Origin of the sequence: Lewinella sp. W8 (assembly GCF_004375085.3) — a bacterium.
Classification (GTDB): Bacteria; Bacteroidota; Bacteroidia; order Chitinophagales; family Saprospiraceae; genus Neolewinella.
Genome location: NZ_SNAQ03000003.1, coordinates 71,620 through 85,497 on the forward strand (window position 1 = coordinate 71,620; position 13,878 = coordinate 85,497).

Below are 13,878 nucleotides of genomic sequence, written 5' to 3' on the forward strand. Positions count from 1 at the left end.
GGGATATTGTAAAATATATCATTCACGCATCCATCTCCATGACAGACCTATTTCCCTCATTTTCGCCTATTCATCCTCCCATCCCGGGAACCTTGGCCACCCCTTCCTTGTTTATGCCCCGTATTCTCCCGAGAACATGAATTTATTACCCAAAGACGCTTACGAAAAATTAGAGTTTGACAAGGTGCTGGCCTTGCTCAGGGAACGCTGTAGTGGCGATATGGGCCGTGCGATGGCCGCCGAACTCCGCCCCTCCACCAAGGTTAAGGAAATTAACCGCTGGCTGGACGAAGTCATGGAATTCAAGCAGGGCACCGACGACCGGAATATGTTTACGGTGGGGGCCTACGACGACGTCAGCGAGGAGTTGAGAATGCTGGAAATTGAGGGGTACGTCCTCAGTGAGTCCGGCCTGGCCAAGCTGAATGTCTTGCTGCTGCAGGCCAAGGAAATATTTAATTTCTTTGGCAGCGAAGGTCGGCAAAAGACCTACGAAGCCCTTTTTGCCCTCGTAAGGCAGCTGCACTACGAGCAGGAGTTGTCGGCGGCCATCGAGCGGGTGATCGATAAGGACGGAGTCATTCGTTCCGACGCATCGGACGAACTGGCCAGGATTCGCCGGCTCATCGGGAGTAAGCAACGGGAGGTAGAAAAGACTTTCCGTCAGGTAATTGAGAAGTACCGGCGGGCGGGTTATCTGTCGGATACGGTGGAGAGCTTTCGGAACGGCCGACGGGTGTTGTCCGTGCCCAGCGAACACAAACGCAAGATTCGGGGAATCATCCACGATGAGTCGGCCACCGGTAAGACGGCCTTCATCGAACCCGATGCCGTCATCGGCATCAATAATGATATTTTCGACTTCCAACAGGAAGAAAAGCGGGAGATATACCGCATCCTGCGGGAGCTTTCCGCCACGCTGCGGCCCTACGTTTCCCACATCACCGGCTACCGAGACCTGATTGCCTACCTGGATCTGGTGCAGGCCAAGGCCGTGCTGGCGCGACAGATGAAGGCCGAGCGCCCTAAGGTGGACCACCGGCCCACCATCGGGATCAAGGACGGGCGCCACCCCCTGCTCTTCCTGAAGAACAAGCAGTTCGGGCGTAAAACGGTCCCCTTTGACCTGAAGCTCACCGGAAAGAACCGGATTTTGATGCTTAGTGGGCCAAATGCGGGGGGTAAGTCCATTGCCATGAAATCCGTGGGCCTCCTGCAACTGATGGTCCAGTGTGGTATGCTGGTGAGCGTGGACGCAGAGTCGGAGATGGGGGTCTTCAAACAAGTCTTCGCCGATATTGGTGACCAGCAAAGCATCGAAGACGACCTTTCCACCTACAGCAGCCGACTCAAGAACGCCCGGGAATTCCTGGAAGCCGCCGATGATCGCACCCTCGTACTGATTGACGAGTTTGGTTCCGGCACCGACCCGGCCAGCGGGGGAGCGATCGCCGAGGGTATTCTGGATGGACTCAATTACCGCAAGGTATACGGGGTCATCACCACCCACTACTCTAACCTGAAAATCTACGCTTACAAGACCAAGGGCATTGTCAACGGCGGAATGCATTTTGATAAGGATACCCTCAGCCCGACCTACGAACTGAAAGTAGGCCGACCGGGGTCCAGCTACGCCTTCGAGATTGCGGGTAAGTCCGGTCTGCCCAAGCGGGTGCTGGAATACGCGCGGAAGCGGGCGGGAAAAAATGAGCGTGCCGTGGACCAACTGCTGGTTGACCTGCAGCGCGAAAAGCAGGAGAGTGAGGAGCAGATCCAAAACCTGGAGCAGAAGCAAAAGACCCTTGATGCCCTGACCCGCACCTACGAAGAGCTCCACCGGGAGATGGAAGTGCGGCGGAAACGCATGAAGTTGGAGGCCAAGGAACAGGCGCTCCAGGAGACGGCGAAGTACAATAAGGAGATGGAAAACCTGATCCGAAAACTTCGCGAAGAGAAGAAAATTGAAGAGGCCAAGGAGGAAGCCAAGCGTCTGCGGCAAAAGCGGGAGAAAATCGGTGACCAGGTCACCGAACTGCGGGAGAATATCTACTACGCCCCAAGCCACAAGGACGAGGAACCGATTCAGCCCGGAGATTTCGTGCGTCTCCGTGCGGGTGGTGCCACCGGAGAGGTAGAGAGCGTTAACAAGAAAAAGGCCGTCGTCATCGTCGGTGACCTGCGGCTTACCGTGAAACTACGGGACCTGGAAAAAACGAAGGATCAACTCACCCTACAGCGCAACAAGAGTGTGAGTAGTGACGTAGTTGGAGTGGCCACCTTCCAGAATAAGTTGGACGTCCGCGGCATGCGCTACGAGGAGGTACTGGCCACCACCGAGGCCTTCGTGGATCGTGCCCTGATGGCTAACGCCAGTCAGTTGCGGATCGTCCACGGCAAGGGATCCGGTACGCTTAAACGGGCGGTCCGGCAAAAGTTATCCGAGTACAACCACGACTTCACCCTCAGCCACCCGCCCCGGGAAATGGGAGGAGACGGCGTGACGATTGTGGAATTGTAGGGTAATTGTATTTTTACCAAAGTTGATGCTATCCACCTCCCGGTTGCGAATCAGTGGCCATTCAGCTCTGTTCATTTTTGTTCATGGGCTGGCAAATAATTCATGCACAATCACTTATGCAGTCCTCCCGAAGCCGTGTGGTAAATACCTTGATTTCCAGGATTGAAGTCAAATTGGGTTGGGGACGAAGTACTGAATGGAGTAGTAGGGATTTTGAAAAGCTCAGTTTGCTGATCTTGGAAGAAACCGGTGAGCGGTTGAGTGTTTCCACACTGAAGCGGACCTGGGGACGTACGACTGGCGATAATCAACCAAGCGTTACCACCCTGAACATTCTCGCCCAGTTTGTCGGATACGACCACTGGAGAACCGTTCCCCTTGAAGAAGAGGAAGCACCCACGAAGAGGCAAATCATTGGGCTTTCCCGAATACCCTTGCTCCTTGGCGGAGGAATTATTTTTTGCTTGATTATTGGTGTTCTTTTGGGGAGCGGCTTTGGCGTTTCCGAAATCCCCAAACCCGATATCGACCCCGATCAAATTGAATTTTCGGTCAGTAAAGTTGCCTACGGTATTCCCAATACGGTTGTTTTCCGGTATGACCTGGGGGGGCAGCAGGTGGACACCCTAGAGCTCCAGCAATCCTGGGACGATAGCAGAAGGAAGGTGCTCAGTATTACCGATAGTCTGGTAACCGCCACTTACCTGAGTCCCGGTTATTTCAACGCCAAATTAATTGCGGATGGAAGGGTAGTCAAGCGGTATAATCTGTATTTGCCCAGCGAGGGGTTTCAGGTATACGCTTTAGCGGACGGACAGGATGAATTCTATCGTCTTCCGGGAGAGTATTGGCATATTGACGACAATCGGTTTGATTTTTCCCCGTCTTACTTCGCCTACCGAGAGGAAGCCTCCGTCGTGTATACTGAATTATTGAATTTACTGCCGAGTCCTCCCGTATCTCGGGATACCTTTTCCTTTATGGCCCGAATCAAACTGTCCAAAGCCCGCGTAGAATCTCCTTGTCACGGTATCGGGATCGCCATTGTAGGAAGTGAAGACGTGTACCGCTTCCAATCAGGCCAACTTGGCTGTTCTGGATACTTCAGCATGTATTTGGGGGGAGAGGTTGTGAACGGAGAGACGGAGGATTTATCCTATTTGGCGTTTCCCGCTGATGTATGGGTAGACATTTCCATCCAAAAACGGGGAAAACAGCTGGTGGTGAATTACCATGATCAGCGCCGGACGCTGAGCCATGAACTTCCGGACATTGGAAAGATTGGAGGGGTTCGTCTTTACACCCAAGACCATATTTCCCTCAGGGTGCTGCGTTTCGAGGATAGTTCTGGCATCGTTGATTTATTGAAAAGAAGTCGGGCAGTACGATGAAATCGAGTCGAATAAATGGATATATGGTTGGATCAACTGACCGGACAAAGCCTCCATCTGCGGAAAAATGAGGAGTTTTCCGTTCCAATTGTCCACTAACCATAGCTTAACCAGCCAGATTCCCCTACTTTACCCGGATGGAAGAATACGTGGCGCCGGAACTGGAAGAATGGTACCGACAGGGACATGAGACCGAAATTCTGAACCATCGGGTTTTCTATCGACGAGAGGGTGCAGGAATCCCCTTACTCTGCATCCACGGCTTCCCTACTTCCTCCTGGGATTTCGCCCCTCTGTGGCGGGAATTGACCGCAACGCACGACGTAATTGCTGCCGATTTGCTGGGACTGGGACGGTCAGAAAAGCCCGGAACCATCACCGTGATGCTGCAGGCAGATGTTCTGGTAGGCTTGTGCGAATCGCTGGGAATCAAAGAGTTTCGGATCCTGGCCCACGATTTGGGGGACACGGTGGCCCAGGAATTACTGGCGCGCTTTGAGGAGGGAAGTCTGGGGATGACCATCCGCAGTTGCGTTTTTCTCAACGGTGGCATCTTTCCCGAAACCCACCGTCCGCGGCTGATTCAACAATTACTCCTGTCTCCACTGGGGCCATGGGTAGCCCAGCTGAGTACGGAACGAACCTTCCGTCGGAATATGAAAAACGTTTTCGGACGGCAAACCCCGCCGGGGGAAAGTTTTCTCCGGGGAAGCTGGCAACTACTGATCGAGAATAACGGACGACGAATGCTCCCCAAACTGATTCACTACATGAGGGAAAGAGTCACGCACCGGGAGCGATGGGTGGGGCCACTCCGGCGGCACATCGTGCCGCACTGTCTCATCAACGGGGTGCTCGATCCGGTTTCCGGAGGACACGCTGCGGATCGCTACGAGGAGCTCATTCCAGACGCAAAGGTTTTTCGACTGCCGGTGGGGCATTACCCCCACGTTGAGCGACCCGAAGCGGTAGGCCAACTCATTAAGGGTTTTCATGAGACAATAAGCTAACGAAACATAAAAAGGGCCCTGACAACGATTGCCAGAGCCCTTTTTACCGAATGGAGCGCTTAAAGGATTATCCTTCTTTTGTTTCGGTGGCTTCCACGCTCTTTTTCAGGGCCTCCAACCGGGCTTCCACCTTTTTGATGGCGGCCTCTCTTTTGGCAATGGCCTCTTCGGAAAGCTTACCTTCTTCTTTCTCCTTTTGGAGTTGCTCCTTAGCTTGGGCGAGGGCTACCTCGGCACGGCTCTGGGCGGCTTCACCTTCCCTTACCTTATCCTTGACGACCTCTTTTTTCTCCTGTACCTGCATTTTTGCGGCAGCGGCCCGTTCGGCTCCGAATTCACGGCCACTCAGCTCCCCCTTGTTTTTGCCGTAGGCATTTCCTTTCTGGCGGGCTTCTTCGGCTACTGCTTCAGCTTCCGACCTTGCTTCTTCGGCTTCTGACCTTGCTTCCTCGGCCTTGTCCTGTCCCTTTTGACGGGCTTCTTCGGCTTTGTCTTCTGCCTTCTGACGCTGTTCTTCCGCCTTGGCCTTAGCTTCTTCAGCTTTATCCTGTCCCTTCTGACGGGCTTCCTCGGCTTTGTCTTTTCCTTTCTGGCGGGCTTCTGCGGCTCGCTCAGCGCCTACCTGGGCGCGTTCTTCGGTGCGCTCAGCCTTTTTTTCTTTTCCTTTTCCCTGGCCCTGGGCCATGAGGGGAGAGCTGAAAACGGCCAACAGAAGAAATAGTGCCGTAAGCTTGATTTGATGCGTAAGTTTCATGATGCTTGATTTATTGATTTTCCTGATCGGAGAATAGGCCTTCGAGCTCCTTGAGGGCCATCTCGAGGGAATCCACGTCGGCGTCCAGGGTGGCCGCGGTGCTGTCGAGAGACGTGGCCATGGACTCCAGTTCGGTGATCTCCTCCTGAAGCTGGGCTTCTTCGGCGGAGGTGCCTCCGCCGCAGCCTACCCACAGCAGGGCAAAAACCACGAGGGAAAAGAGTGAGTGAAACTTCATTGTTGGTTGAATTAGTGAGTTTTTCTGTTCAAAAGCGTGAAGGAAAGTTAATCCTATCCAAACTAGCTTTGCAAAAGCTAAGCCTATTGTGGCGAGCGAAATGGACGTTGGGGTGGTACTACATTTGAAAAATGACGAGGTCGATTGACCTAGAATTCAAGGTCAAGGGTGGCGTCCTCCTGAGGGGAAGTCTGCTCCATCAATTCCTGCTTGGGCGTGGTGTCCAATTCCACCTCCGGATTGTCGCTCTGGGCGATGCCGATGGCCACGAGGATTATCCACAAAGAAAAGAAGGCGGCTTTCATGGTTATACGTTGAAGTACACCCTTTTGACGTGCAAATGGGGGAGAAGTCACTTTTTCGTGCGTCCATAGGAGTGTACACCTCATTTATTGCGCTAATCAGTAGCCATGCAGCATCGATTTATACTTCTCTTCCTTTTCCTTACCGGACAATTATTTGCCCAGGGAAACCCAAAGTTCATTCTGGATGCGGACACCGGTAACGAAGTAGACGACCTTTACGCCATCGTCAGGGTCCTGATTGAGCCTGGCTGGGACCTACTTGGCGTCAATGCGACCCAGTGGCAAATCACCCACTGGCGGGAGGTGCCCAATTCGATGGAAAACAGTCATCGACTGAATCAGGTACTGATGGCTTACGTCCAGGAGAAGGATCGGGTGCCGACGTACCGCGGAGCGACCGCCCGGCTATTCGACTGGGGAAACAAATCCCAAACCTCACCGGCCTCCAACTTTATCGTGGAGGAGGCCCGGAAGATGCCCGAAGGAGAAAAATTAAACGTGGTGGCCCTGGGTGCGCTGACCAACGTGGCTTCGGCCCTCCTCGATGCGCCGGATATTGCTCCTAAGGTTCGCCTGTACTGGCTGGGATCGTCTTACGATTTCGGGGAGGGGACCATGAAAAATACCGATTTTAACAGCGTAATGGACATCCAGGCGGTGGACATAATCCTGCATACCCCCGTTGAGACGCACATCATCCCCAATAACGTGGCGGTAGCCTTTGATATGACCTACGCGGAGACGAAGGAAAGACTTGCCGGTAAACACGAGGTGTTTGATTATCTACTGTATCGATGGTTCCAGCACCTGGGGGGAGGGCGGCTGTCCCGTATTTTGTGGGACGTTGCCCTGGTGGAAGCCATTATTCATCCGGAATGGGCGGAGAAAGTCAAAATCACCACCTCCAAGGAGCGGGGGAGCCGGGAGGTACATTATTACCGAAGCATTCAGGACGACCGCATGCGGGAAGATTTCTTTCGTACGCTACTGGCCTATTTTGCGAATGAATAATCAATTGTACCCGGGGATATTTTGTTCCTAATCAGCGGAATGCCTTAATTTCCTACCCGAATTGATGCGCAGTATTCATGGATAAGCAACTGAAAAGGGAACTCTTTGACCTCATCGCCGACGACAAGCTGGACGAGGCAATTGAGAAATTGCAGGACACCCTTCCCATGGATCATCCTTCCTTCATGCAGGTGATCAAACTGGCCCGTCGATTCCGGGAACTGGAAAGGAACACCCAGGACGCCATCATTGCGCTGGACGATGCCAGTCTGGCGAAGAACCAGATTTCCCATTCGCTGATCGGTATCCTTCAGGGAGTAGAAAATCGCCGTACGGATTCGTCTGCTGCCACGCCTGCGCCGCAGGCGCAGGAGAACCCGGCACCTGCGCATCGTCGCATTCTACCAAGAATCGACGATCCCGACGAGCCTAGCGGAACTCGGGAGCGTCGCCCCCCACCAACTGCTGCCGACCCCAGTGATGATGCTGCGGAAACGGAGCCAAACTTCTCTACGGCTTCCGCCGCCGCAGAGGGCAAGCTCGGATTTTTTGGGGACGTGACCTACGGTGGCTCCCCCAGTAAAAAAGAAACCGTGATCGAACTGCGGCACGGCTACGGGAAAACCTACCAGATGTGCCTGGAAGCCACCAAACAGGCCGGCTTCAAGATGGAAACGGCCGACCGGACGGGGGGACAACTTACCGCCAGTTCCCCGGCTAATTTCATTACTTCCTTCGGCGAAAAACTACTGTTCTTTCTTACCCCCATTGACCGGGCGCGCACCCGAATACACATCATCGTGGACGCCCAGCTGCCGACGACCGTATTTGACTGGGGCCGGAACAAGAACAAGCTGAATGCCGTCCTGAGCCACCTCCGTTAATCTTCAAGTGAGGTCAGGGTTTCGAGCACGTAATCAATCATGGGTTCGGTGACGTCGAGGTGGGTGGTGAAGCGGACGGTCTGCGGTCCGAAGGGGACGGCCTGAATGCCCCGTTCCGCCAGTTGGTCCAGGAAATCGCTGGCCTGACGATCACCGGCCAGGTGGAAGATACAGATGTTGGTCTCGGCCCGCTCTACGGCCTTGACGTAGGGCATCCGTTCGAGGGTGGCGGCCAGTCGTCTGGCGCGCGCATTGTCTTCGGCCAGCCGGTCTACGTGGTGCTGCAGGGCGAAGTGCCCGGCCGCGGCGAGGTAACCCGCCTGCCGCATGCCGCCGCCGATCACCTTGCGGTAGCGACGGGCCCGATCAATCAACTCCTGGGGCCCCAACAGCAGACTCCCCACGGGAGCCCCGAGGCCCTTGCTCAGGCAGATGGAAATGGTGTCGAAGGTTGCCCCCCAGTCGGCGGGACTTTCACCGGTTTCCACCAGCGCATTGAACAGCCGGGCACCATCCAGGTGGGCGGCCAGGCCATGCTCCCTGGCTTCTTTTACGAGTTCCCGGGCCTCCGGGAGCCGATAAATACTGCCACCGCCTTTGTTACAGGTGTTCTCAAGGACCAGCAACCGACTGATCGGAAGCCAGTCGTAGCGGGGTTTCACCGCCGCGGCTACCTGACCGGGAAGAATTTTTCCGCGTTCCCCCTGGATCAGATTGAGCGATACGCTGGAAATCATGCTGTACACCCCGCCTTCGTACTGGAAAATGTGACTCTTTTCTTCACAAATTACCTCGTCGAGGGCCTGGGTATGGCACTTAATGGCCAATTGATTGGTCATGGTGCCGGAGGGACAAAACAGGGCGGCTTCCATACCAAAGAGGTTGGCGGCAAACTCTTCCAGGGTATTCACGGTGGGATCCTGGCGGAAGACGTCATCGCCGACGGTGGCGGCGAACATGGCCTGGAGCATTTCGGGCGTAGGCCGGGTGGCCGTATCGGAAGTCAGGTTTACTTGCATGCTTGAGTTTGAATCAACGGTAAGGTAGTAAAGCTGATCAAGCCTGCTTCAATTTGCCGGAAAACTGCTTACGAAATTTGCTCACCTTCGGGGTGATGACGAAGGTACAGTAGGAGTTGCGGTTGCCCACCTTGTTGTAGTAATCCTGATGGTAGTCTTCGGCGGCGTAGAAAACCTCGTGCGGATGCAACTCCGTCACCGCCGGAGCATCGTAGAGGTTCGGTACGATATTGGCCATAACGTCTTCGGCAATTTCCTTTTGTGCTTCCGTCGTGTAGAAGATGGCGCTCCGATACTGTGGCCCCTTATCGTTGCCCTGTCGGTTGGGCGTAGTCGGATCGTGGGTGGCGAAGAACACCTCGATGACTTCCCGGGTTGAAATGACGGAAGGATCGAATTCCACCAGAACAACTTCTACGTGATCGGTGGTTTTGGAGCAGACGGCCTCGTAGTTTGCGGTCGCCTCGTCTCCACCGGAATAGCCACTGACCACTCGTTTGATGCCCTGGAGCTCAACGTAAACCGCCTCAACGCACCAAAAACACCCTCCACCGAGGATGATGGTTTCGTGGTTTGGGGTATTGTCAACTGCTTTTACAACTTCTGCAAAATGTGCCATGATCGGGGAGTTTTTATTGATGTGTTGCTTCCCGGAAAGGGGAGAACACGGGAGCTCTTGGTAAATCCCCCGAGGGCGAGAATAGTTTTATGCGGAGCCCCAGAGTTTTGGTTCAACTACGGTTTTTGTCGCCCAATGTTGCCTACCTTTATTCTTCCCATTTACTCCGGTTTCCTGATCCGGGGCCATAACTGCCTTCTAACCAGCCCCAGGTGCAAAAAATCTTGACGCATATCTTTCGAGCTCGTCCCGGAGAATGGGGGGCGATCTTGTTTTTGCAGGCGCTGATTTTCCTGATCATTGCCGTACTGCTGATCGTTAAGCCGACGGCCAGTGCGTTGTTCCTGTCGGAATATACTGCCGCGGGCTTACCCTATATGTTCATCCTTACGGGACTGGTGGCCGCCGTGGTCGCCACCGGGTATTCCTACGCCCTGCGGTACTATAGCCTGCTGCGGGTCATGGTAGCCAGTCTGGTGCTTTGCCAGCTCGTGCTAATCATCTGCGTATACCTGATGCAGTATCCGGTCTTCCGGCCGGGAGTAGCGATTACCCTGTACTTATGGGTCGGAATTTTCGGGGTTCTGGCGGCCAGCCAATTCTGGACGATGGCCAATTTCGTGTTTGACGTCCGTCAGGCCAAGCGTTTGTTTGGCCTCGTGGGGGCGGGCGCCATCGCCGGCGGAATTACGGGCGGCTACCTGACGACCCTGCTGGCCCGGCCCATCGGGGCCCGTTATCTGGTCCTGCTGGCTGCACTCCTCCTGATTTTGTGCCTCGTGCTGACCATCGTGATCTGGCAACGCTTTGTTAAGGTGCGCCGTAGTAAGCTGAGCCGGAGGAAAACCACCGCCGAGGAAAAGGCGGCACCCCACAAACTGATTTTCCAGAGCCGCTACCTGATGCTCCTCTGTGGAATCGTGGCCATGAGCGTGATCGTAGCCAAAATGGTCGACTATCAGTTCAGTGCCCTTGCCTCCCAACGGTTTGGCGACGAAGACCGGCTGGCGGCCTTCTTCGGCTTCTGGTATTCGGGTTTCAACATCATTGCTCTCGTCATCCAGTTGACGCTCACCCACCGGGTGGTGAATCTGGTGGGCGTAAGCGGCGCACTGTTGTTTCTGCCGGGTGGACTGGGACTCGGTGCGCTGGTCATGCTGTTTGTGCCGGGACTGGGTGCCGCCACCTTCAGCCGCGCCGTGGACGGGAGCCTGAAACAAAGCCTGAGCCGTGCCAGTGCCGAAATGCTGTTCCTGCCCATTGACGAGGAAACGAAAAAGCGGGTGAAAACCTACATCGATGTTTTCGTGGATACCGTTGCCGGTGGCATCGGTGGCCTTTCCCTGATTTTCCTGACCAAAGCCCTTGGCGTTTCGGCCACTATGATCAGCTGGTTTGTTTTGATCATCGTAATCATCTGGCTGGTGCTCGTGTTGCTCATCCGGGAAGAATACATGGATGCTTTTCGGGAGCAGTTGGCGCATCTGCAACCCAAAAAAGAGCGCAGCAGAATGCGTAGCCGACACCGGAAGATTATGGCCAGTTTCCTCAAGGTACTGGAAGAGGGAAAGCTGAGCGCCCACGAAAAAGAGCTGCTTTACGTACTCGACCGATCCGATGCCCTGCCGGAAAAGGCCATCGAAGCCCCCATTCGCCAATTGCTGCAGCACCCTTCGGCGAACATCCGCACCCGCGTCATCCGGAACCTGTACCTGCAGCCCCACACCGATTTTCTGAGCGAAATTTTGTGGCTGACCGAGGACGAAGACCCCAGCGTCCGGGCCGCGGCCTTCGAGTACCTGTTTTCCCGCACGGACCCCGGCGTGGCGGCACTGGGTGCCCCTTTTCTAATGATGCCCGATCCCCACATCGCCGGCAGTGCACTGGTCGCGCTGGTCACCGAAGCGGCCATCAATCCCAAGATTTTCGAAGACTGGCAGGTCGAGCAGAAACTTCGGGAAAAGATCAACCAGCTCGATGAAATGGACCCACCGGAACGGGAACAATGGTATCCCTATCTGCTGAGGGCCAGCAGTTGGTCCAAGTTTGAGTTGGGGCGGAACTTCATTGAGCGGAGCCTGGAACACGAGGATCCGGACCTGGTCCGGATGGCCATCGTAGCGGCCGGAGAGGCCAACCACGAAGATCTGATTCCTCCGCTGTTGCACCTTATCGTTCGGCCCAAACTGCGCAAAAACGTGATCGGGGCGCTGGAGCAATACGGAGCCGGATTTACGGGCGTGCTTCCGGATATGATCAGGTCGGGCAAGCTATCCATTGAACAAATCCGCCGGTTACCCTCGATTCTTTGTCGGATGGATAGCCGGGCAGCCGTTGAATTGCTGCTCGACCTTCCCCGGCGTTACGTTCCCCTGGACATCGAAACCCGCTGGGAATCAATTCGTGGACTGAACATCATCCAACGGGATTTCCCCAATCGGAACATTCCCAACTGGAAAGTGCAGTACCTGCTTACTACGGAGGTCCGTCGCTATGACCGTCTGCAACAAGCCCTGTCCCTGCATCTGGATTTGCTCTCCTTCGGGCACTCGGAGGCCGAAATCGGATCCCGCCGGGGTATGATCAACCTGCTGAACCAACGTCTATCGGGAGGTTTTGACCGCATTATGCGTCTGCTCGGGATGCTCTATCCGCCCATCGACATCATTCCCGTACAACGCGCTCTGCAAGACGAGACCAGAAAGATCCAATTAAATGGTCTGGAGTTTTTGGACAATCTGCTCAATATTAACCACAAAAGGCTGTTGATGCCCACGCTGGAAATGCGGCAGCAACTCGCCCTGAAGACGGGTAATGAAGTAGTCGCAACCGACGAACGGACCTTGCGCAAAGAGGAGTTTCGGGTATTGCGGCAATCACTACAGGGTAACGACGAACGCATCATTTTGGCCAGCCTGCACCTCATCGTGCAGTTGGCAGACACCAACTATCTGCCGCTGCTTCGGGCGAAAAGCCAGGAAAGCAAATTGTCTCCTCGCATCACCAGTGCCAGTCGGGAATCACTGATCAAGCTTCGGGAGGCGCTGTTGATGCGCCAGCACTAGCCCCGGTGAGGCTACTGTACGTCCACCATGCGGTAGGCTTCGATCACTTTCATTTCTCCGGACTTTCCACCCTCACTATTCCCGTGTTCCATGCCCAGAATGCCGCGGAAACCCTTGTCGTGAATGTGCTGCAACACGTTACCGTAGTTGATTTCCCCCGTGGTGGGTTCTTTCCGCCCCGGATTGTCCCCGATCTGGTAGTAGGCGATTTCATCCCAGGCTAGATCGATGTTCGGGATCAGGTTCCCTTCCTGGATTTGCTGGTGGTAGATGTCGAAGAGAATTTTGCAGGCCGGGCTGTCCACGGCCTTACAGATTTCGTAGGCCTGAGCGGCCTTGGTCAGGAAGAGGCCGGGGTGGTCCCGGTAGTTGAGGGGCTCCAACACCATCACCAGCCCGTGGGGCTCCAGAATGGCGGCCCCCTGCTTGAGGGTCTCCACTACGTTGGCCGTCTGGTAGCCCATTTCCAGGCGCATATTGACGAAGCCGGGCACCACCGTCATCCAGGTCGCATGGCAGCGTTTGGCTACCTCCACGGACTCCCTGATGCTTTGCAGAAAAGCGTCCCGGTGTTCTCCCGCACCGAGGGTGAGGGTGGGCTGGGTCCAGTTAATTTTGTTGGCCACAAATACCCCCATACGCATGTCGCGTTTGGCCAGCAGCTCGCCGATTTTCTTCTGCACGTCGACGTCCCGGTTGGGCATGCCGTTATCCTCCCAGGCGGTGAAGCCCATGTCCGCCGACCAGCGGATTTGATCCAGGATATCATCTCCGGCGTGATGCTTGAACATATTATGGTGGGGGGCAAAGGCAGCGGTAAATTTTTCGGCCTTCACGGAGGCGATGGAGGGGGAGGCGGCCACAAAGGGCAGGCCAGCGGTTAGCTTGAGCGCATCACGGCGTTGCATAATCGAAGAGTTTGGATGAAGGTAGAGTAGAAGAAGAATATGAAGCTGGCTATGTTACCACGGGCGTTGCCCCCGGCAGAGCATAAGGGGGCCGACCTTTTGTCGCGGACGCAGGTGCCGGCTTTAGGCCAGGACGCCAGCCAGGTTGAGGTACCC

At 55.1% G+C, this 13,878-nt stretch carries 12 protein-coding genes; 6 read left to right on the forward strand and 6 right to left on the reverse strand.

The window, feature by feature from the left end:
- Positions 1-136: 136 nt before the first annotated feature.
- The 3 genes from E1J53_RS04705 to E1J53_RS04715 all read left to right on the forward strand — a co-directional run bounded on the left by E1J53_RS04705 (position 137) and on the right by E1J53_RS04715 (position 4,919).
- On the forward strand, positions 137-2,518 hold the full coding sequence (locus tag E1J53_RS04705) for an endonuclease MutS2 (RefSeq protein ID WP_134271799.1): 2,382 nt from the start codon (positions 137-139) through the stop codon (positions 2,516-2,518).
- Between the two features lie 227 nt (positions 2,519-2,745).
- Complete coding sequence (locus E1J53_RS04710) at positions 2,746-3,909, forward strand: hypothetical protein (protein WP_134271800.1); 1,164 nt, start codon at positions 2,746-2,748, stop codon at positions 3,907-3,909.
- 137 nt (positions 3,910-4,046) lie between these two features.
- A complete protein-coding gene (locus tag E1J53_RS04715; protein ID WP_134271801.1) occupies positions 4,047-4,919 on the forward strand; it encodes an alpha/beta fold hydrolase in 873 nt (290 codons plus the stop codon).
- A gap of 67 nt (positions 4,920-4,986) precedes the next feature.
- On the opposite strand, the gene E1J53_RS04720 is transcribed toward E1J53_RS04715, so the two are convergent.
- From E1J53_RS04720 to E1J53_RS04730, 3 genes are all read right to left on the reverse strand, one after another.
- A complete protein-coding gene (locus E1J53_RS04720; protein ID WP_134271802.1) occupies positions 4,987-5,673 on the reverse strand; it encodes a hypothetical protein in 687 nt (228 codons plus the stop codon).
- A gap of 10 nt (positions 5,674-5,683) precedes the next feature.
- Complete coding sequence (locus E1J53_RS04725) at positions 5,684-5,911, reverse strand: hypothetical protein (protein ID WP_134271803.1); 228 nt, start codon at positions 5,909-5,911, stop codon at positions 5,684-5,686.
- Positions 5,912-6,060: 149 nt separating this feature from the next.
- Complete coding sequence (locus tag E1J53_RS04730; RefSeq protein WP_154640136.1) at positions 6,061-6,216, reverse strand: hypothetical protein; 156 nt, start codon at positions 6,214-6,216, stop codon at positions 6,061-6,063.
- Between the two features lie 105 nt (positions 6,217-6,321).
- Between E1J53_RS04730 and E1J53_RS04735 the strand changes: the two genes are divergently transcribed.
- Positions 6,322-7,227, forward strand: a complete 906-nt coding sequence (locus E1J53_RS04735) for a nucleoside hydrolase (RefSeq protein ID WP_134271804.1) — start codon at positions 6,322-6,324, stop codon at positions 7,225-7,227.
- A 77-nt stretch (positions 7,228-7,304) separates the two neighbouring features.
- Positions 7,305-8,111 (forward strand): hypothetical protein, encoded by an 807-nt coding sequence (locus E1J53_RS04740; RefSeq protein WP_134271805.1) that lies wholly within the window; start codon positions 7,305-7,307, stop codon positions 8,109-8,111.
- On the opposite strand, the gene E1J53_RS04745 is transcribed toward E1J53_RS04740, so the two are convergent.
- The gene (locus tag E1J53_RS04745; RefSeq protein ID WP_134271806.1) at positions 8,108-9,130 is read right to left on the reverse strand and encodes a low specificity L-threonine aldolase; all 1,023 of its coding nucleotides are present in this window, start codon (positions 9,128-9,130) and stop codon (positions 8,108-8,110) included. The two genes, E1J53_RS04740 and E1J53_RS04745, sit on opposite strands and share 4 nt — an antisense overlap.
- A gap of 37 nt (positions 9,131-9,167) precedes the next feature.
- On the reverse strand, positions 9,168-9,749 hold the full coding sequence (gene msrA / locus E1J53_RS04750) for a peptide-methionine (S)-S-oxide reductase MsrA (protein ID WP_134271807.1): 582 nt from the start codon (positions 9,747-9,749) through the stop codon (positions 9,168-9,170).
- A gap of 212 nt (positions 9,750-9,961) precedes the next feature.
- Here msrA and E1J53_RS04755 point away from each other — a divergent pair, with 212 nt between their 5' ends.
- Positions 9,962-12,814, forward strand: a complete 2,853-nt coding sequence (locus E1J53_RS04755; protein ID WP_173021362.1) for an Npt1/Npt2 family nucleotide transporter — start codon at positions 9,962-9,964, stop codon at positions 12,812-12,814.
- Positions 12,815-12,825: 11 nt separating this feature from the next.
- On the opposite strand, the gene E1J53_RS04760 is transcribed toward E1J53_RS04755, so the two are convergent.
- Positions 12,826-13,722 carry a hydroxypyruvate isomerase family protein gene (locus E1J53_RS04760; protein ID WP_134271809.1) on the reverse strand — a complete coding sequence of 299 codons (897 nt, stop codon included), beginning with the start codon at positions 13,720-13,722 and terminating at the stop codon, positions 12,826-12,828.
- Positions 13,723-13,878 lie beyond the last annotated feature (156 nt).

Coding starts and splice junctions, on each gene's coding strand:
- E1J53_RS04760 (WP_134271809.1), bottom strand. CDS start 13,722: ATGCAACGCCGTGATGCGCTCAAGCTAACCGCTGGCCTGCCCTTTGTG.
- E1J53_RS04715 (WP_134271801.1), top strand. CDS start 4,047: ATGGAAGAATACGTGGCGCCGGAACTGGAAGAATGGTACCGACAGGGA.
- E1J53_RS04740 (WP_134271805.1), top strand. CDS start 7,305: ATGGATAAGCAACTGAAAAGGGAACTCTTTGACCTCATCGCCGACGAC.
- E1J53_RS04705 (WP_134271799.1), top strand. CDS start 137: ATGAATTTATTACCCAAAGACGCTTACGAAAAATTAGAGTTTGACAAG.
- E1J53_RS04725 (WP_134271803.1), bottom strand. CDS start 5,911: ATGAAGTTTCACTCACTCTTTTCCCTCGTGGTTTTTGCCCTGCTGTGG.
- msrA (WP_134271807.1), bottom strand. CDS start 9,749: ATGGCACATTTTGCAGAAGTTGTAAAAGCAGTTGACAATACCCCAAAC.
- E1J53_RS04745 (WP_134271806.1), bottom strand. CDS start 9,130: ATGCAAGTAAACCTGACTTCCGATACGGCCACCCGGCCTACGCCCGAA.
- E1J53_RS04730 (WP_154640136.1), bottom strand. CDS start 6,216: ATGAAAGCCGCCTTCTTTTCTTTGTGGATAATCCTCGTGGCCATCGGC.
- E1J53_RS04735 (WP_134271804.1), top strand. CDS start 6,322: ATGCAGCATCGATTTATACTTCTCTTCCTTTTCCTTACCGGACAATTA.
- E1J53_RS04720 (WP_134271802.1), bottom strand. CDS start 5,673: ATGAAACTTACGCATCAAATCAAGCTTACGGCACTATTTCTTCTGTTG.